The following is a 15,744-nucleotide window of genomic DNA, read 5'->3' as shown; positions in this document are numbered from 1 at the left end:
GATTTTTTCCTCGATGGATGTTGAATTTCGGGAAAACCAAGACGCACCCCTGGCGGGGAATGTCCGTTTCCCCGAGTCATTGGGTTTAAAAGTCGATCGCTGAATTAACGCCGTTTAAATCGCTGGTAGCCTTTAACCAGCCAATATGGCGCATTCACAATGATGGCAACCATCAAAATCAGCGATCCTTCGACCGAAACAAACGCGAGTCCGAGTGTCGCTAATAGCGCAAACGTCATCCCGTAAAATTCGAATGATTTCTTCAAACTGGCTTGATTGCAGTCAATGCCGTGTGCTTGCAGCCAGTTTGCAAGCGAACAGCGTGTCCGCTTTAGACTGAACTGTTCAAGTACGGGCATCACGACGACTCCCGCGAAGTTCGAACGTCTCGGTCGCCAGACGAATCAACGTCGTGCGCCGTTGCGTATCGGTCACAATCCGAATACCGTCCGTGCCGGACAGCTTGAATTGCGACACGATCGGTCCGCCGCAGACGAGGGACAGGCCGTTTTCCTGTTCGTCGTCCAGATTGATATCGCCCCAATCGCCGCGAGCATGCCGATCCAACAACGCCGTCATGTCGACGCCGACATCGGATAACCGGGCCCGTACGGCGGCGGTGGTTTGTGAGGGGTAAGTCGAAAACATTGCATGCGTACTCATGGTGATTCCTCCTTTGAACAGCGAGTAGCGCAGCATCCCTGTACGGGACAGACTGCGCTCCCCGCCAGGGTGGATTGAAAAAACGATCGGGTTAATACTCGTCCGGCAACAACACCGTTGTCACCGAGTGGTCGGCTTCGGTAATGACCCAAACCGTGTCCTGTTCGGAAATCCGGTACACCGACATCAGTCGGCCGCCTTGTTCCAATGCAGCGTCGTTCAACGCACGATCCTCGGCGCATAGATCGCCCCAATCGCCGCAGGCGTGACGCGAGAGCAAGTGGCCAGGATCAAGCAACGTCTCTTCCAGTAGGGCGATCGCACCGGGCGTCGCCACGGCGGTGCCGAGCGAGAAGGGCCGCTTTTGCGGTTCGTTCCGGATCAGACGGACGGCGTAGCTATCCGCTATCCGCGCGTCGATCTCGTCCGACAACGCGGCCGTCAAACGCCGAATTTCATCGGTATCGGTATCGGCCGTTTCGGGCAAGGTCGCGCGGAGCGATTCCAGGATATTGCCGCCTTGACTGTCGTAGTCGGCCGTCAACACCCATTCGCAGCCCCAAAGGGCTAAGTAGACATAGGCTTGCTTCGGTCCGACCGCGGTGGCGTAGCACTTAGTGGCGATGGCCACGCTGTCGAGCGCAATCCAGCCTTGGTCCGTCAAGAATTGCTGTACGGTGCGTTTAATGGCATCGTCAGGGTTTTGTCGGTGGTCTGTCATGGTGTTTCTCCTAAGAAAAAGACCCGACAGGCACCACCCAAACGGGCGTGATACCCGTCGGGGTTCGATAAGGTTTGAGCCGCGCGCGGTTACTGCAACGCGTACCAATAGCGATTAGCTTCGGCTTCGGATAAAAACGCGGCCTTCAGCTTGTCGTTCAACCAGACTTGCCAGGGCAAGTCATCGCTTTCGCACTCTTTTACGCCGTGCTTGTCGATCGGCATCGCAAACCGTTTGCCCTGAATGAAGGCGGCAAACACATTCGCTTGCCGTTTGGTGGCAAAGCCGGCGTGGACTTGGCCGTCGATCGTGACCGACCACGGATAATCGACGTGCACGCCTGGTTGGACAGCAACGTCGCCGACCCGAAAAGTCGGGTGCTGGTAAAGGGTCCGAAACGGACTGTCGATTCGCACGATACAGTGGTCCAGAATGGCCGGACCGCCGGTTTCCAGTGGCTCGATCAGCAACGGCACCTTGATCTTGCCGCCCGATCGTCCGATGGTGCCGATGACGTCGTTCTCGTCGAACCAGGACTGTCCCGTTGCCGGGTCGCCATAGTACAAACGGATTTTCCGCTGGGTACCCAAGACCTCTTCGAGGATGTCGACCACCGCTTGCGGTGTCTCTTCGTGAAAACACGTACCGGACGGCCGGCGTTGGTAACGAATGGTATGGCCATTCGAGACGGTCAGTTCAATCATTGGATGTTGCATGGTGTTCTCCGTTGAATACGGGAACGCCACGCCCCCAGTCGGGAACAGACATTCCCGCAGGGATTGATCATGAGGCTCGCCGCGAATGCCGCGAAAAGCCGAAGGATGATTAAGCGGCTGGGTCTGAATCAGACAACCCAAGCGCTTCTTGAGCTAACGGTATCAGCGGGTCTAAGTCCGCCCAATCGATACTGCCGCCGGCGTCTTCACCACGCTGGTAGGCGTCGATCAGACCGCGGCACACCGCCATCGCGGTGCGTTCTTGACGGAGCTTCACCACCGAGGCGTCGGCCTTGGGCCAGACGTCGACCGCTGCGACTTCCCATTGCAAGGTTTCGCCGTCGACTTCCTCGAAGTCGTCGAACAGCAGCGGCATTTCCGGGGTGTCGTCCCAAATCGAGCCGTCGTCGAACGCGGCTTCGGCGATCGATTGGGCTTGTTCCGGACTGTCAGCGACGACGCCGACCACCACCCGGTGCGTGTAATCGAGGGTGTAGGTCACGGCGTAGGCCGGCGAGGGATTCTCGTCGGCGGCTACGTCGCTGTGGTACGGTTCGATTTCGGCATTGCACGACGGGCAATGGTCGTTGCAGGCGCAACTCCATTCGTCGTCCCATTCGATCTGGCAATAGGGGCAACGGTATTGGTTAAGGTACACAATCTCCGAAACCGGAGCGGGTAAGGATGACATGGTAATTCCCTCCGTGATCGGCGGGAACCGTCACCCCGAGGGATGTGGATCCCGCCAGGGTTAAATAAGTCTTTGCCGCCGGCCGTAAGGACGGACGGTTGCGTTATGAAAAAGTCGTTGTAAGGTCATCGGACCTTCCCTTTTTCAAGGTCAGCCGATGAACCTAACATGGACCCGAATCGTTGAATGGGTGAAGTGGCTGGATCGACTCATCAATCCGCCACCTAAACCCCGGCCCCAACCCGAACGTAAGCCAATGGCGGTTCTGGTGAGACCCGGTAAACGTCACTTCGACTGCTATCGCAAGATCCTCGCGGATCTGAACGACTACGAGGTCGACGTATTGACGAACATCCCCGATCCCCAAGTGGCAGGACCGCTGTTAGCTCGCATCCGCGCATTTAGGCGGGATACGATTGTCCAGATTGCACCGTTGCTCGAGCTCGATGTCGAGCAAGAATTGCGGCGTTGCAACGTGTTTCGCCTGCCGTCGGTGACGACCCGGCTGCACTGATGCCCCGCCCGATTAATGCACAATCGAACCGGTCGTGCCTTTTTCGCCTTGCAAGGCCTTGCGCAAACCGGCTGCGGGATTGGGCTTTTTAACCGGTGCAGCCAAGGCCGCATCCGATTTTCGCCGTTTTTTCACGGGCTGGTTGAGTAGTGCCTGCGCTTCGGCCAAGCGGCGTTGCAGCTCGGCGATTTCGATATCCGCCTGCATAATCGCTTGGGTTTTCAACCTAACCTGCAGATCGACATCGAGTTTCTCGAGCCGATAGGCGTGGCTCTGGTTGCGTTCCAAAAGGCTCGCCCGAATCGTTTCGGAAAGATCCTCCCAATCCGCTGCGGGCCGTGGGTTTGGTGCGGTAAAGCGCGCGGGTAGCGCGGGCCTGACCGATGGGTTGGCTAAGCGTTGGCTTTGCCAGAACGCCCCGTGTTGGCTAAACCAGAACCGGGCCGTCTTGACGGTATGCCAGATCACCCGGATGGCCAGGATGAATAAGGCAAGCAGAATGGTACCGATGATCAAGTGCATGGAAACCTCCTTCCAAAGCGGAAGAAAAAGCTTCAAACGCACGACCCGGCTCGGGCAGTGGCGCCCGAAGCGGGATGGATAAAGGCTTGTAAACAAGCCGGATGAAGGATCGGCATTGACGCAACCGATACCAGCAAAAGGTGATTTTGCTGGCCGCCTGAAGACGGAACGCCGGCCGTGGCCGGAATCAGCATTCTCGAAAGAACGCATGAAGTCGATTTTGCGATGCGAAGTCCTGGACCACGCATGAGAAAACCGGCTCTTATGAGGGTTGCGCTACTCTAGCCCGATCGCTAGCCGCTGGCAATAGGGTGGCCGATACGGGCAGGACTTCATCGAAATGAAATCCTGCAACGCGTACCGGCACGCTTCAAATCACCTTATACCGCTCAAGCCGCCAATAGCACGGCTTTGGACAGTTCGAACAGCTGATGCCTGAGTTCGGACACGTGTTGGATGCTGAGGGCGACCGGAAATAAATGGCCCACCTCCACGCCCAAGCCGATACCCAGGGTTTCGATGCCGTTGTCCTGGCACCGTTTTAAGATCGACAGCGTACCCGCTTTATCGTTGGGCACCCCATCGGTGATCACTAACAGCACCTTGCGCGGTTCGCGGCATTGCAGCAATTGCGCCGCGGCAAACCAGACCGCTTGGGTCATGGGCGTGGTATTGGCCGCCGACAGCGAAAAACGTCCGAAACTGCCGTGGACTTTTTCGCCGTGGCGTAACACTTGATGCACCGACGCATCGTCGGCGCCCGGAAAGGCGGTGATCGCGGGATTGACACCCTGGATACTTTCCAACGCCAGGGCCAAGGCCATCGCCGCGTCCAGTGCCAGACTCAGCAACGTGACCGCGACATTATCGATCACGATTTCAGCACCCATACTCTCGGAGGTATCCAACAACAGATGTACCGCACTGTTCGGCGAAACCTGGTGTCCGGATCGGCAAAACACCCGCGTATCGCCCAACGCCAGCTTGGATAAGCGGCGAGGATCGATGCGCCGACCGTTGCGCACGGCTTGCGGCCGGTTTTGCCGGTGGGCTTGCACCGCGCTTTGCAGAGCGACGCGCAAGGCTTTGCTGTCTTGTGCCACCCGCTTGGCCAAGGCTTGACCGACCAAGCGGCTACCGGTCGGGATGAGCCCGTTCGGTAAGATCAGGTCGTGATAGGTGCCCGGTGCCAGGCGCAATTGCGCTTTCACCGTTTCGAACCAGTCCGGTTCCAGGTCCTGCTCGGACGTGGCACGCAGTAGGTCCATTAAAGACGGCGTAGCGCTCTCGTCCTGCTGGGCCGGCTGATCCGTTCCGGACGAAGCGTGATCCGCCCCCGCCGAATCGTTTCCAGGCTCGTCGTCCTGATCGGACGGGGCCGGGTCTTCGGGATCAGTCAGGCTTTCGGCGCCGTCTGCGTCTGAACCGGACGATGACGAATCCTCGTGCTCGGTGTCCGTGTCGGATGGATCGTTATCATCCTCGGCGGCGGCGTTGTCAGCATCCTCCGAGTCCGAATCACCGCTAGCCGACGTGTCCGTCGGTTCGGTACATTCCTGTTCGATCATCGCCAAAATCCGATCGGTCAGGTCCAGACAGTCCCGTTCGCAGGTTAAGGCGTTAGGCACTTCGGATAACAGACCTTCCAAACGAATCAGCGCGCCGCGCGGAAAACAATCGCGTAACGCCTCTCGGGTGGCATCGACCAAGGGGGTGAGTACCGCTTGACCCAACACCGTTGCTCTGAGCCGTTTCAGAATGTAGCCGTACAACACGTTGCCGGGATGGTCGTGTGTCGTCATCGCGACGAACCGGCCTTCGAAGATCATTTTTTCGATCACTTTGGCCAAGGTTAGCCGGGTGCCGGGATAGGTCTTGGCCAGTTCATGCTCGATCCGCACGTCTTCGATCGCACCGCAGATGCGCCGGCGCAACACCGAATCGCCGTAGTCGATCTCAAAATCCGAAAACCGAAGATGGGCGGCTTCATGGGCCAAATAGCCCCAGGCGACCGTCTGATAATCCGGATCGGTGCCGTCATAGCCCGGCAGCTGGATCGAATGGCCGTCGGTATACGCGTTCGCGCCGCCGACCGAGACCGGAATGCCAAAGCGGTTGCCGATGGCGGCCGCCACGATGGGAAATGCACGTTCTAAAGTGGAATTCATGGCTTGCTCCTTAAAAAAACCGGGGCAAGCCACAGGCCCGAAGGGGCGTGTCGCATTGCCCCGATAGGGTGGATAAAAAACGCTTAAAACCAGAAATCGGCAACCACTTTCGCCGATGGCTCGGGGACAGCATTGCCTTGGGTTTGAGGTTCGTCTTCTGGATCCGCTTTGGGCGCTTGCGCGGCCAAGGCGGGTGATTCAAGCTTGCCGTCCGAAACGGAAACCAGATTGGCAAACGACGAATCGTTCGCTTCTTGATAGCCGTCACCGGTCAGCAAGTCGTCGAACAAGTCGCCAAACAGCGCTTCCGGATCGATCGCGGGTGTCTCCTCGGTCGGTTCGAGCAAGCTGAATTGAAGCGGATCGGTCGCGGGTGTCGACGCTGGCACTTCCTCGTCGCCCAAGGGCGCCAAGGCCTCCGTATCGTCGTCGTCCGTCACCGCCGGCTGCATCGTCAACAAGCCTTCGCCGTGGCGGCGAAGCTGGTCGGGATTGGCCAACAGCAGGGTCATCGCCAGGATTTCCTGCAGCAAGGCTCCCTCGATCGCACCGCGACTGGGGATGGTTTGCAACAAGGTATCGATCCAGCGGACGATGGGCGCTACGCGATGATCCAGAAAGCCCAAGCCATCCAGTTTGTCGCGAATCCGTTTGATCGGCCGCAAGGCATTGCGAGTGACTTGCTCTTTTCCGATCAATGACTGTTCCAGCAACAACTGGGCATCGACAGCCACTTCGTGAAACAACTGGCCGCCGATCGAATCGATTTGCTGTTCCAGCCGCGCGACATCGCCCGGACTGGCGGCTTCCGGTTGCCGGATAGCGACCACCATAAAGTCGAAACCCAACTTCGTGGCCACGTAGGGCATGGGATCGATCGCCTTTTCGATGATGCCGGCGAAGCTTGGGTGTTTAGCGATCCAGTCGCGCACCGCATCGTCGTAGCCCGCCAGGAAACTCGCTTTTTTCGTGGCGAATGCCAAAGCGATTTTTTCAAGTTCCGCCACGATATCGGCCGTGTGTTCGACCGGCACCACAAATCCGCCCATAAAGCGGGTACCGACCCGTAGACAGTGGCGTTCACCCGCCTTTTTCAGGCGATTGAAATCCGCCAATTCATCGGGGTCGAGCAAGCGCTTGGAGCCTAAACTGGCCAAGTCCTCGGGTGGTAATTCGCTGCCGTCGGCCAGCACCAGATCTTCTTTGCGCAATTTTTTCCGCGCGCCGTAGATGTTGGCGTCGATTTTGACCAGGACCACGCGGTCCAGGATTTGATTACACTGCGTCATAGTGCCTCCTTAAAAGAGGCCTACGACAGCCCCGAAAGGCAGTGTAAGCCCCTTCCGGGTTGATAAAGCCTGGTGAACAGGCTGGATTAAAAAAGTAAAGACCGTGACCGGTTAAAACCAGGCACTGTCGGTGTCGCCCAGCGCGTCGAGCAGATCCAAGGCCGGCAACAGCAAGCCCAAGGCTTGCGCCACAGGCCGGATTTGCGCCAGGTCGGTACCGAATAGCTGCAACACCTCGGATTCCTGGTGTAAGTTGGTCGAGGTTTCGCGAGACGCATCGGTCACGATGCCCACGTCGATATCGGCAAAGCCGGCTTTTTTCAACGCCGTCAGCCAGAGCCACGGGGTAATGCCGTGTTCTGGATGAATTTGGCCGCTGGTGTCGAAGCTGCATCCGGCTGCGCTCAGTTGCAACAACGACTCCCAATTCGGCCAAGGTGACCCGCTCAGTCCTAGGCCTTGCTGCCATTGGTCGATGCAAGATCGCCAGTGGTGCAAGGCGTGGTTCATGGCGAGCACGACCGGTTGGGGCGCTCGGCATTCGACCTGCCAATACAGCACCGTCATCTCACACCACCCAATCGCTACCGAACACGTCTTGCGCCATCCGGTGGATGGCTTCGCGTTCGGCCATATCGCCGCGCAGAACCAGCGCCCGATCCAAGGCATAGGCCAGGGCATTCGGGGCGCCTTTGTAGTTGGCGCTGAGTAGGGCCCAACGCAACAAACCGCGGGTCGACATGGTGATCGACAGCAGTCCGGATGAATCGCCGCCGCCGATAAAGACCTTGCGGATCTCGTTGGCGAGTTGAATCATCCGTTCCCGAATACTGACGGGCATGGTCGGTACCGCTTGTTCGAGCATCGTCATTTCGTCGGCCGGTTCCGGATAACCCACTTCCATTAAGCGAAAGCGGTCCATGAAGGCCAGGCTTTGACGATTCACGCCTTGGTACAAACCCGAATGATCGCCGGCGCCGGCACTATTACCGGTCGCGACCAGCCGAAACTTCGGATGGGGTTTAACCACTTCGTCGGTAGCGGCGATCAGCAACGGCTTGCCTTCGACGATATCGTTCAAGCCGAGCAGTTCGGCCGGGTCGGTGGCGTCGATCTCGTTGATCAACAGCACCTGGCCGTGCCGCACCGCGCTGGTCAAGGGTCCATCGATCCATTTCATGGTGCCGTTGCCGGTCAGGATGAATTGGCCGAGCAGATCGTTGAACTCGAGTCGACCGTGACCGGCGACTGCCTGCAAGCCCCAGTGTAAGCGGGCGGCGACTTGCTCGATCAGCGAGGTTTTACCGGATCCGGTGGGGCCGGTGATATACAAGCCGTCGCCGTTCGGATTGCCGAAAAACGCCAGCGCGTCGCGGAGCGGCTCGCGCCGGAACAGATACGGTTTTTCGACCGGGACAAACGGATTGCTGGAAGGCGTAAAGCCCTCGACTTTCATGGATGCCGGTGCGGGTATGCCGAAGGTCTCGGCGATAGGGTATTGTTGGTACATACTGCCTCCTGATTCAGGGTGAAACCCGAAAAAGAGGCGGACGCCCTCCCCGGTGGGGAAGCGAGCCTCCCTGTCGGGGTTGATGAATACGTCATCGCGGTTATGATGGTCTAAACCATTGAGGACACCGCGATGATTCGATTAGGACAAAAACTGCGTTTAAGCGACCGGGAACGCCACGCCTTTCGGGTGATGACCGATCGAGCCACACCGCCAAAGACGGTCGTGGCGTACAATACGGCCTTGAGCGTCGCGGCCGAGGACTTGCGGGATAAGGACACGAGTGCCGAATCCCGCTTGCTGCAAGCCGTGTTACTCGGCGAATGCCTCCAGGAGGAGTAATTCCGCCAATAACTCGGCTTTGGCTTCGCCGATTGCCTTACTGGCCAGCAGTTGGCGCAAGGTGTCGGTTTGACCGCGATCGATCAGCGACAGCACCAAGGTGGTGGCGATCGCCGGGTTGAGGTCCCGAAATTCACCGGGATGGTTCAATAAAGCGCCCGCGACCGAGGCCGGTTTTAACGCGGCCAGTTCGAGCAGCTTGTCCGCCGTGGACATGAACGCTTCGCGGCGTGGAAATTTAAAAAGGGATTTTAAGTTCATGGTCGTATCTCCTAAAAAATTAAAGGGAGACACGCCTCCAGCGGGAGAGGTCTCCCTGTTGGGGTGGGTATAGTCATCAAACGATGTCAAACATCAACACCGATCGAGGTTTGCATGATCGAACATGCGGGTAAAGTCCGATTGACCCAAGCGGAATTTCGCCGCTTACAACGTCACAACGCCCAGCGCGGGTACGCGGTCAATACGATTAAAACGACAGCGGAATACGATGTCGCCTTGGTTCAGGCCTGTGCACCCGCCTTTCTCGCCGATTTACTTCAGGCGTTGGAAACGGGAACCAGCCCCCTGGTACGCGGTGAAGTCACCTACGAGCAGTTGCTGAAGGATTAACGCTCCGCGATGCGGGTTAACGCCATCGCATGGAGGCGTTTGAGCAGATCGGTTTCGGAATCGTCTTGAAACTGCCAGCCATCAGGTAGCGCTTCGACAAACGCTACCACCGCTTCCGGATTCGACTTGGCCAGTTCTTCTAACCGTTTAGCGGTTTCCCGCCGATGTTTCAGATCGGTTAAAAACGTCCAAACCGCTTGTTGATGAGTCATGGTGCACCTCCAAAAAACGGGGGCACCGATGGCCCGATAGGGCGCGATGCCCCCTTCGGGTTTTGAGAAAATGCCGTTGATAGCAACGGCCGACATAAACCGGGTTTGACGCACCCGGTACCACCAAGGACATCCCTTGATCGCCGCCTGAAGACGGAACGCCTGCACTGCAGGATTTTCAGCGTATCGATGACGATAGCGCTAGAAAAGTCGGTTGAGGGCTTGACTTACACCTTAAAACAAGCCCTGAAGCGACTTAAAGAAACGAACACGACGGAAGTCGTGTTCGTTCGTTGCTAACGTATTTAAAACCAACTGCTTTCCGTCACGGCCAAGGACGCCGGATCAAACGCCACTTGCGCGTTTTTACCATTGTCGTCTCGGCACGTCACGCGCACCCGCGAGGCCGGAGCCTTTCGGTACGGCGCCAGCTCCGCCTCAGTCAGTTGCGGGAGCAGGGCCGTTAAAGCCGCCCTGTAATCGATACCTCCCTGGCTGACGCTTCGACAGACCCGCACGCCGGAATGTTCGGCGATCACGTAGTCGGCCATTTGCGCCACCCATTCAGCTTCGGTCTTGGCTTGCAGTTCGGCCAGTTGTATGGCTTCGGCTTTCAATGCCTCCAGTTTCTTCTGCCGAGCACGGTATTCGGCCGCCAGTTGACGCCACTGGGTTTCGGCGTCGCCTTGCGGCAAATACAAATCCCGCTGCAGATCCTTCGGCGGTTCTTTTTTGGTCATCACCCAACCGTAAAACGTGATCGTCGCGTTGATTAACGCTACCAAAAAGGCGTCATCGCGCGCGATATCGAACACCTTGACATGCTGGTCGTCGAGATAGAAGCACAGATAGCCTCTTTTGGCATCGGCGACCAACAACTGTTGCTGGACTTGCACCCAATACAATTGGTAGGCGGCCGATTGCTCGCGTTCCCGCACCACCGTTTGGTAGGTACTGGGGTGCGGGCATTTGATTTCGACGGGTTCGCCGTTTCCAGTCATGCCGTCGAACGAGGCACGGATCAGCGGGTACTGATCGCACTCGCCGCACAGGGGTAACAACAGTTCGTCAAGGGTGGTTTCGAACCACTGTGCCGCCTGCGATTCCAGTTCGCGGCCGCGACGGACCAAGGGATGGTGGTCGAGGTTGGCTTCCAGGACGATGCCGACCCGTTCGGCCCACAAGCGCCAAGGCGTCTTGTAAGGCGACCGGTTCAGAATGATTGCCGCTTCGCTGGCGGTCACGCCTTGCGATCGCCATCGTCGCCACGCATCGCTGCGTTGGGCGATATCGACGATCTTCATTCGAACTCTCCGTCGATCCGGATATCGCAGCCGTGCAGCACACCGTCCAGTCGGCGTTGTTTCAATACCGCATGGCAACGCTGTGCGCAGCGGGCATGGTCGAATAGCAATAACGTGTAACCGTCCGTCAGCGTGCACAGGCCGCCGAAGGTTTCGGCGAGGCTCTCCAAATCGGCGTAGGAATGCCGGCGTTGAAACAGTCGGGTTTCCGTGTCCGGATCGAGCGTTCTATCCAGATATCCAGGCCCATACCGGCGCAGGACAGTGGGTGAATCGTATCGGCTCCAGTCGATAAAGCTGGGGATCCGGTTGAGGGAGCGATCGAAGGGGGTGATTTCAGTCATGACGTTTCTCCAAGAGAAGAGCGTCACGAATAGCCCACCGGGCGAATCATGACGCCCTGGATGGGTAAAAAAATGAAAAACCGAACGGTGTGGGTCGGCTTAGTGGCTAAAGGTTTGACGGGCCTGCGCTAGCGCCCGGTCTTTCGCTGAAAGTGGCGGCAGGGTCATGCCTTCCGTGTGTTCCAACGCGGGTTTCGGTTTGGCTTTTTCCAATTCCGCACGGGCATAGATCAAGTCGAGTCCTTTGAAGCGCTCATTGACGAATGCGTCAGCCGCGGCCCAGGCGTTCGCCTTGGTTGTCCGCTTAATCAAGGTTTCAACCGCCTTGATCAAATTTGGATCGAGCTTTGAGACATCGATTTCCTCCGGCTTGACTTCAGCGTGAGGTGGTTGCTCGTTATCGGTGACCGTCGCAGCGTTCGCTGGATCGATATCGATCACGTTGGCACCATCAATATCGATGATTTTGCCGTCCATTTCCTCGGCGGCATAACCGCATTCTTCCGGAAAGGCCGCCCGCAAAGACGCCGCTTTACCGCATTTGGCCAACTGACCTTTCGGTCGTTTGATCCACATCGCGGTGGGCACTTGCGAGTTCTTACCGCCGGCGGTGCTGTAGGCTTCGAGCCAATAGACTTCCTCGGTAAACGCACAACGTTTGCCGCCGACGATCCGGTAGACCGTGACCGCCACCCATTCGGGAAACGTCAGGGTAGTGCTGGATTCTTGCCATTGATCGTTATCGTCCTTGTAACGGCCGGTAAAGGTACGGGTGATATCGGGGCCCCAGACAGGCCGATCGATACCCGCCCAAACACCGGTTCGGGAGGCAGTGGTCTGGATTTCCATGATGGACGGCCAGACGGTTTCGACATTGCGGCCTAGAGCGGCACTCCACATCGGCACGATATGCACCGGCTTTTTGAAGATGTCGAGTTTGCGGGTCTTGCAATAATCCAGGGCCATCAAGATGGCTTCGGGAGTTTTGGCCGTGGGAAAGGTGACTTCGGTCAGGACTTTCCAGGATTGCTCCGTCAGGCCGTATTGCTGCGCGGTCGCCGGCATGGGCAAGTCGCGGGTTTTATCGGGGTTGCGTTGGGGTTGAGCCATGATCGTTCTCCTAAAAAAAAGGGGAACGACATTGCCCCACGGGGAATGTGTTCCCCGGTGGGTGAATGGTTGCGCCTGAAAGACGCTGGATTTGAAGACTGAGCTTAACGCACTCAGTACGGAAACGTCAGTTCCCGCCGCCTAAAGACGGAACGCCTGCGATGCAGGATTTTCAGCGTGCAATTACGCTAAAAACTAGGACCAAGTTATAACAAAAAAAATCGATCGGTGGAAGTGGTATTGGGGCGCTGGAGAGTACCCGGTCGAAAAGCGCTTGTACATTACTTTCTTACTTACTTACTTTATTTCTTATTATATGCCAAACTAGGGCCGTCGCTAACGATGGGGGTACTGTCGAGTGACACAAAAAGTGAAATGCGTGCCAAATTAGTGAAAAACCAGTGACACAACTATTGAAAAAATCCGAGAGGATTTGGTTCTTAGAACCTAAAGGAGAGGCATGTTTGCAACTGTGCTGGCGTCATCGACTAGCCAGTTGCACATTACCTCATAGGCAGACATCTGAGAATTTAGTCGCCATTCAAAATAATATTCATAGTAATTTGTTAATAGCTGATAAGTGGAAAAACTGAGGGACAATAAAATCCCTTTCACATTTGGTTCAATGAAATGTCGCCTTTAACCATCGGCAAACTTGCCAAACAAACCGAAGTCACCATTGAAACCATTCGTCACTATCAACGTATTGGTCTTCTGACAGAGCCAGCGAAACCCGATGGCGGTTATCGAGTTTATTCAGATGATGCGATTGCCCGAATACGTTTTATCAAACGCGCTCAACAGGCTGGATTTACCTTGAAAGAAATTGCCACCTTGCTATCGCTTGATGGGGCACACTGTGCTGATGTTCGACAAGTCGCCGAGCAAAAATGCCAGCAGATCGATCAACAAATCAGGGATTTAACCGCTCTCCGTCAGGTATTGGAAAGCCTGGTCAACGACTGTCAGCAGACAGCTCCAACCGCTCATTGCGCTATTCTCGATGCATTTAGCGATGATGCATCTGATCCCAACCTTGATTCTATATCACGCACTTGACTCTGTTCTAAGCAACAGGGTTTAGACTCCTTGCCAACATTGACCATGGTTTGGCTTAGGAGATTGCTATGAATACAGACTCAGAACCCCCCACTAACACCCCGTCATGGTTGGGTATCGGCGCCCTTTTGGCCGCTGTAGGGGCTTCGGCCTGTTGTGTTGGGCCATTTTTGCTGCTGTCGTTGGGTATTGGTGGTGCATGGATCAGCACGTTGACGGCGCTGGAACCGGTCCGGCCATTTTTCATTGTCATGACCCTGATTTTTATAGTACTCGGCTATCGAAAGCTCTATCTAACGTCTGATCGCTGTGCGGTAGGTGAAATCTGCTCCACATCCGACAACCAACGCCGGCAGCGCCTACTGTTTTGGCTAGGTTCCGCATTCATTTTGATATTGCTGGCTTTTCCCTGGTTAGCGCCTTTTTTTATGGCTTGAGAGGATTCCGATATGACCATTAAATCCGGATTATTACTGATAAGCTTGGTGTTACCGGCCACTTTGTGGATGCCAGCGGCCTTTGCTGAAACCACAGAGGCACAGCAAAACCAACAACAATCGGTGACACTGAAGTTAGAGAATATGACCTGCGCCATGTGTACCGTCACCATCAAAAAAGCCTTACAGAAAATCGACGGCGTGCAAAAAGTGGCTGTCGATTACGATGCAAAAACGGCCATGGTTACTTTCTACAGTCACAAAACCAATAGCACAGCCTTGATCAAAGCTACGACGGACGCCGGTTATCCGGGCTCTCTGGTCACACCTATTAGCCAATAAGACCGAGGATAGCGTCTATGTCTGATTGTTGCTGCCCCACCAAGTCATCCGCAAAAACCCAACAGATTTGTCCTGAATGCGGTTCCGCGTGCAAAAGCGTCGGCATGCCTACGTTGTACCATCAGGTACGGTTTCCCGAAAATCAGTCAATCGTCATTGACAGCTATTATTTTTGTCCGGCAAAAACATGTTCGATTGCTTACTTTGCCAACGCCGGCAGCACCATTCCCAAACAGCATTTACGAAGCTATCAAGCGATTCAGAACGACGCGCTTTGTTACTGCTTTGACATAGACTCCGAGCAGTATTTATCGGCGTTAAAAGATCGACGGGCAGAACCGATCAAGGGTTTCGTCATGCAACGTACCAAAGCCGGCGAATGCGCCTGCGAAATCAGGAATCCGTCAGGCCAGTGCTGTTTGGCCAACTTCAAGCGTTTTGAAAATGAGTGACGTATGGTTGTCGAATTATTACTGGAAACCTTCCGTTCGAACTCTGGGTATTTTTTCCGGCTTTCGCAGCCGCGAAATATTTCACCATTAGTGGCAAAAAAGTCGGAAGATTTCACTATTTGTGTCAAACCTCCAACTAGCATGTGACATGAATAATGAAATAATCCGACAGAGCTGCCAGGCTAAAGCAATCAGGGAGCCTTCAGGGTCACGCTCGCTGGTGTTTGTACCTAAATGCTTGAATTATTTTGGATGGCGAGTATTCTTTTGAGGGATGGTTTCCTTACTCCGCTTTAAAACATGGCTCTCTATCGTGCTGATATTCGCTGTGCTCGGTCATTTTGGCCTGGGCCATCGAGATGTGTCGGCCTTTGTGCTATGTTTTGGTGCTGATGGCCATGTCGCTGTAGAGAAGAATGGAAAAGACCAATCCGTAAGTTTGACTGTTGTCACTCGTTTCAACGACGAGACAAATGCTCTTACGAGCGATCACAGCGATCCCTGCTCGTCGCCTTGCACTGACATTCCTATCGATGGTGATGATCACATCCCCCTACAATTGACGAATTTATTAAAAATAGCGATTGATATTGGGCTTTTGCCGGTATTTTTCCTGATCTCACTGCTAGTCCTTTATGCCAAAGTCGTTATTCGGCAGCCGGCATTTTTCGACCCGCCCTTTACCGATTCCCGCCTACTCGCCCTGCGCAGTACCGTTTTACTGATTTAGCCACTT

The 15,744-nt window shown here is 55.8% G+C and carries 22 protein-coding genes; 7 read left to right on the top strand and 15 right to left on the bottom strand.

The features are described 5' to 3' along the window. Nucleotides 1-104: 104 nt before the first annotated feature. The 5 genes from ACQE3D_RS25705 to ACQE3D_RS25685 form a co-directional block, all read right to left on the bottom strand. Entirely contained in the window at nt 105-362 is a 258-nt protein-coding gene (locus ACQE3D_RS25705) for a hypothetical protein (RefSeq protein ID WP_281023478.1), read from the bottom strand. Then, nucleotides 346-663 carry a hypothetical protein gene (locus ACQE3D_RS25700; protein ID WP_281023476.1) on the bottom strand — a complete coding sequence of 106 codons (318 nt, stop codon included), beginning with the start codon at nt 661-663 and terminating at the stop codon, nt 346-348. The genes ACQE3D_RS25705 and ACQE3D_RS25700 overlap by 17 nt, the downstream gene beginning before the upstream one ends. Nucleotides 664-754: 91 nt before the next feature. Then, nucleotides 755-1,384, bottom strand: coding sequence for a hypothetical protein (locus ACQE3D_RS25695; protein WP_348637068.1), 630 nt, complete (start codon nt 1,382-1,384; stop codon nt 755-757). A gap of 89 nt (nt 1,385-1,473) precedes the next feature. Beyond that, nucleotides 1,474-2,100 (bottom strand): hypothetical protein, encoded by a 627-nt coding sequence (locus ACQE3D_RS25690; protein WP_427551974.1) that lies wholly within the window; start codon nt 2,098-2,100, stop codon nt 1,474-1,476. A gap of 109 nt (nt 2,101-2,209) precedes the next feature. Continuing rightward, entirely contained in the window at nt 2,210-2,791 is a 582-nt protein-coding gene (locus tag ACQE3D_RS25685; protein WP_427551973.1) for a hypothetical protein, read from the bottom strand. Between the two features lie 268 nt (nt 2,792-3,059). On the opposite strand from ACQE3D_RS25685, the gene ACQE3D_RS25680 reads away from it, so the two are divergent. Next, a complete protein-coding gene (locus ACQE3D_RS25680; protein WP_281023473.1) occupies nt 3,060-3,305 on the top strand; it encodes a hypothetical protein in 246 nt (81 codons plus the stop codon). Between the two features lie 12 nt (nt 3,306-3,317). Here the strand turns inward: ACQE3D_RS25680 and ACQE3D_RS25675 are convergent, their stop codons facing one another. The 5 genes from ACQE3D_RS25675 to ACQE3D_RS25655 all read right to left on the bottom strand — a co-directional run bounded on the left by ACQE3D_RS25675 (nt 3,318) and on the right by ACQE3D_RS25655 (nt 8,794). Further along, a complete protein-coding gene (locus ACQE3D_RS25675) occupies nt 3,318-3,827 on the bottom strand; it encodes a hypothetical protein (protein ID WP_427551972.1) in 510 nt (169 codons plus the stop codon). Between the two features lie 389 nt (nt 3,828-4,216). Further along, the gene (locus ACQE3D_RS25670) at nt 4,217-5,995 is read right to left on the bottom strand and encodes a VWA domain-containing protein (RefSeq protein ID WP_427551971.1); all 1,779 of its coding nucleotides are present in this window, start codon (nt 5,993-5,995) and stop codon (nt 4,217-4,219) included. 83 nt (nt 5,996-6,078) lie between these two features. Further along, entirely contained in the window at nt 6,079-7,284 is a 1,206-nt protein-coding gene (locus ACQE3D_RS25665; protein ID WP_427551970.1) for a DUF3150 domain-containing protein, read from the bottom strand. 111 nt (nt 7,285-7,395) lie between these two features. Then, entirely contained in the window at nt 7,396-7,851 is a 456-nt protein-coding gene (locus ACQE3D_RS25660) for a hypothetical protein (protein ID WP_427551969.1), read from the bottom strand. 1 nt (nt 7,852) lies between these two features. Continuing rightward, on the bottom strand, nt 7,853-8,794 hold the full coding sequence (locus ACQE3D_RS25655) for an AAA family ATPase (protein WP_427551968.1): 942 nt from the start codon (nt 8,792-8,794) through the stop codon (nt 7,853-7,855). Nucleotides 8,795-8,926: 132 nt separating this feature from the next. Between ACQE3D_RS25655 and ACQE3D_RS25650 the strand changes: the two genes are divergently transcribed. Continuing rightward, nucleotides 8,927-9,136 (top strand): hypothetical protein, encoded by a 210-nt coding sequence (locus ACQE3D_RS25650; RefSeq protein ID WP_427551967.1) that lies wholly within the window; start codon nt 8,927-8,929, stop codon nt 9,134-9,136. On the opposite strand, the gene ACQE3D_RS25645 is transcribed toward ACQE3D_RS25650, so the two are convergent. Then, nucleotides 9,107-9,397, bottom strand: coding sequence for a hypothetical protein (locus ACQE3D_RS25645; protein WP_427551966.1), 291 nt, complete (start codon nt 9,395-9,397; stop codon nt 9,107-9,109). The genes ACQE3D_RS25650 and ACQE3D_RS25645 overlap by 30 nt on opposite strands. Nucleotides 9,398-9,511: 114 nt before the next feature. Here ACQE3D_RS25645 and ACQE3D_RS25640 point away from each other — a divergent pair, with 114 nt between their 5' ends. Beyond that, nucleotides 9,512-9,748: a hypothetical protein gene (locus ACQE3D_RS25640; RefSeq protein WP_281023465.1), complete on the top strand. Its 237-nt coding sequence runs from the start codon at nt 9,512-9,514 to the stop codon at nt 9,746-9,748. Here the strand turns inward: ACQE3D_RS25640 and ACQE3D_RS25635 are convergent. From ACQE3D_RS25635 to bet, 4 genes are all read right to left on the bottom strand, one after another. Continuing rightward, complete coding sequence (locus ACQE3D_RS25635) at nt 9,745-9,960, bottom strand: hypothetical protein (protein WP_281020282.1); 216 nt, start codon at nt 9,958-9,960, stop codon at nt 9,745-9,747. The two genes, ACQE3D_RS25640 and ACQE3D_RS25635, sit on opposite strands and share 4 nt — an antisense overlap. 305 nt (nt 9,961-10,265) lie before the next feature. Further along, on the bottom strand, nt 10,266-11,264 hold the full coding sequence (locus ACQE3D_RS25630) for a YqaJ viral recombinase family protein (protein WP_427551965.1): 999 nt from the start codon (nt 11,262-11,264) through the stop codon (nt 10,266-10,268). Further along, nucleotides 11,261-11,608: a hypothetical protein gene (locus ACQE3D_RS25625; RefSeq protein WP_427551964.1), complete on the bottom strand. Its 348-nt coding sequence runs from the start codon at nt 11,606-11,608 to the stop codon at nt 11,261-11,263. The genes ACQE3D_RS25630 and ACQE3D_RS25625 overlap by 4 nt, the downstream gene beginning before the upstream one ends. A gap of 99 nt (nt 11,609-11,707) precedes the next feature. After that, a complete protein-coding gene (gene bet, locus ACQE3D_RS25620) occupies nt 11,708-12,718 on the bottom strand; it encodes a phage recombination protein Bet (RefSeq protein ID WP_427551963.1) in 1,011 nt (336 codons plus the stop codon). 630 nt (nt 12,719-13,348) lie between these two features. Here bet and ACQE3D_RS25615 point away from each other — a divergent pair. The 4 genes from ACQE3D_RS25615 to ACQE3D_RS25600 all read left to right on the top strand — a co-directional run bounded on the left by ACQE3D_RS25615 (nt 13,349) and on the right by ACQE3D_RS25600 (nt 15,738). Next, a complete protein-coding gene (locus ACQE3D_RS25615; protein ID WP_427551962.1) occupies nt 13,349-13,777 on the top strand; it encodes a MerR family transcriptional regulator in 429 nt (142 codons plus the stop codon). A gap of 68 nt (nt 13,778-13,845) precedes the next feature. After that, a complete protein-coding gene (locus tag ACQE3D_RS25610; RefSeq protein ID WP_427551961.1) occupies nt 13,846-14,556 on the top strand; it encodes a MerT/CopZ fusion-like heavy metal transport selenoprotein in 711 nt (236 codons plus the stop codon). Between the two features lie 17 nt (nt 14,557-14,573). Next, the gene (locus tag ACQE3D_RS25605; RefSeq protein WP_256603877.1) at nt 14,574-15,008 is read left to right on the top strand and encodes a putative iron-sulfur cluster-binding metallochaperone; all 435 of its coding nucleotides are present in this window, start codon (nt 14,574-14,576) and stop codon (nt 15,006-15,008) included. 313 nt (nt 15,009-15,321) lie between these two features. Beyond that, on the top strand, nt 15,322-15,738 hold the full coding sequence (locus ACQE3D_RS25600; RefSeq protein ID WP_427551960.1) for a hypothetical protein: 417 nt from the start codon (nt 15,322-15,324) through the stop codon (nt 15,736-15,738). Nucleotides 15,739-15,744: the final 6 nt, after the last annotated feature.

It is taken from the genome of Methylomonas sp. MS20, from assembly GCF_050275925.1.
GTDB lineage: Bacteria > Pseudomonadota > Gammaproteobacteria > Methylococcales > Methylomonadaceae > Methylomonas > Methylomonas koyamae_A.
The sequence above is the reverse complement of the archived record's forward strand: the minus strand, read 5'-3'. Positions and strand labels throughout refer to the sequence as shown.

Coding starts and splice junctions, on each gene's coding strand:
- ACQE3D_RS25700 (WP_281023476.1), bottom strand. CDS start 663: ATGAGTACGCATGCAATGTTTTCGACTTACCCCTCACAAACCACCGCC.
- ACQE3D_RS25695 (WP_348637068.1), bottom strand. CDS start 1,384: ATGACAGACCACCGACAAAACCCTGACGATGCCATTAAACGCACCGTA.
- ACQE3D_RS25690 (WP_427551974.1), bottom strand. CDS start 2,100: ATGCAACATCCAATGATTGAACTGACCGTCTCGAATGGCCATACCATT.
- ACQE3D_RS25685 (WP_427551973.1), bottom strand. CDS start 2,791: ATGTCATCCTTACCCGCTCCGGTTTCGGAGATTGTGTACCTTAACCAA.
- ACQE3D_RS25675 (WP_427551972.1), bottom strand. CDS start 3,827: ATGCACTTGATCATCGGTACCATTCTGCTTGCCTTATTCATCCTGGCC.
- ACQE3D_RS25670 (WP_427551971.1), bottom strand. CDS start 5,995: ATGAATTCCACTTTAGAACGTGCATTTCCCATCGTGGCGGCCGCCATC.
- ACQE3D_RS25665 (WP_427551970.1), bottom strand. CDS start 7,284: ATGACGCAGTGTAATCAAATCCTGGACCGCGTGGTCCTGGTCAAAATC.
- ACQE3D_RS25660 (WP_427551969.1), bottom strand. CDS start 7,851: ATGACGGTGCTGTATTGGCAGGTCGAATGCCGAGCGCCCCAACCGGTC.
- ACQE3D_RS25655 (WP_427551968.1), bottom strand. CDS start 8,794: ATGTACCAACAATACCCTATCGCCGAGACCTTCGGCATACCCGCACCG.
- ACQE3D_RS25650 (WP_427551967.1), top strand. CDS start 8,927: ATGATTCGATTAGGACAAAAACTGCGTTTAAGCGACCGGGAACGCCAC.
- ACQE3D_RS25645 (WP_427551966.1), bottom strand. CDS start 9,397: ATGAACTTAAAATCCCTTTTTAAATTTCCACGCCGCGAAGCGTTCATG.
- ACQE3D_RS25640 (WP_281023465.1), top strand. CDS start 9,512: ATGATCGAACATGCGGGTAAAGTCCGATTGACCCAAGCGGAATTTCGC.
- ACQE3D_RS25635 (WP_281020282.1), bottom strand. CDS start 9,960: ATGACTCATCAACAAGCGGTTTGGACGTTTTTAACCGATCTGAAACAT.
- ACQE3D_RS25630 (WP_427551965.1), bottom strand. CDS start 11,264: ATGAAGATCGTCGATATCGCCCAACGCAGCGATGCGTGGCGACGATGG.
- ACQE3D_RS25625 (WP_427551964.1), bottom strand. CDS start 11,608: ATGACTGAAATCACCCCCTTCGATCGCTCCCTCAACCGGATCCCCAGC.
- bet (WP_427551963.1), bottom strand. CDS start 12,718: ATGGCTCAACCCCAACGCAACCCCGATAAAACCCGCGACTTGCCCATG.
- ACQE3D_RS25615 (WP_427551962.1), top strand. CDS start 13,349: ATGTCGCCTTTAACCATCGGCAAACTTGCCAAACAAACCGAAGTCACC.
- ACQE3D_RS25605 (WP_256603877.1), top strand. CDS start 14,574: ATGTCTGATTGTTGCTGCCCCACCAAGTCATCCGCAAAAACCCAACAG.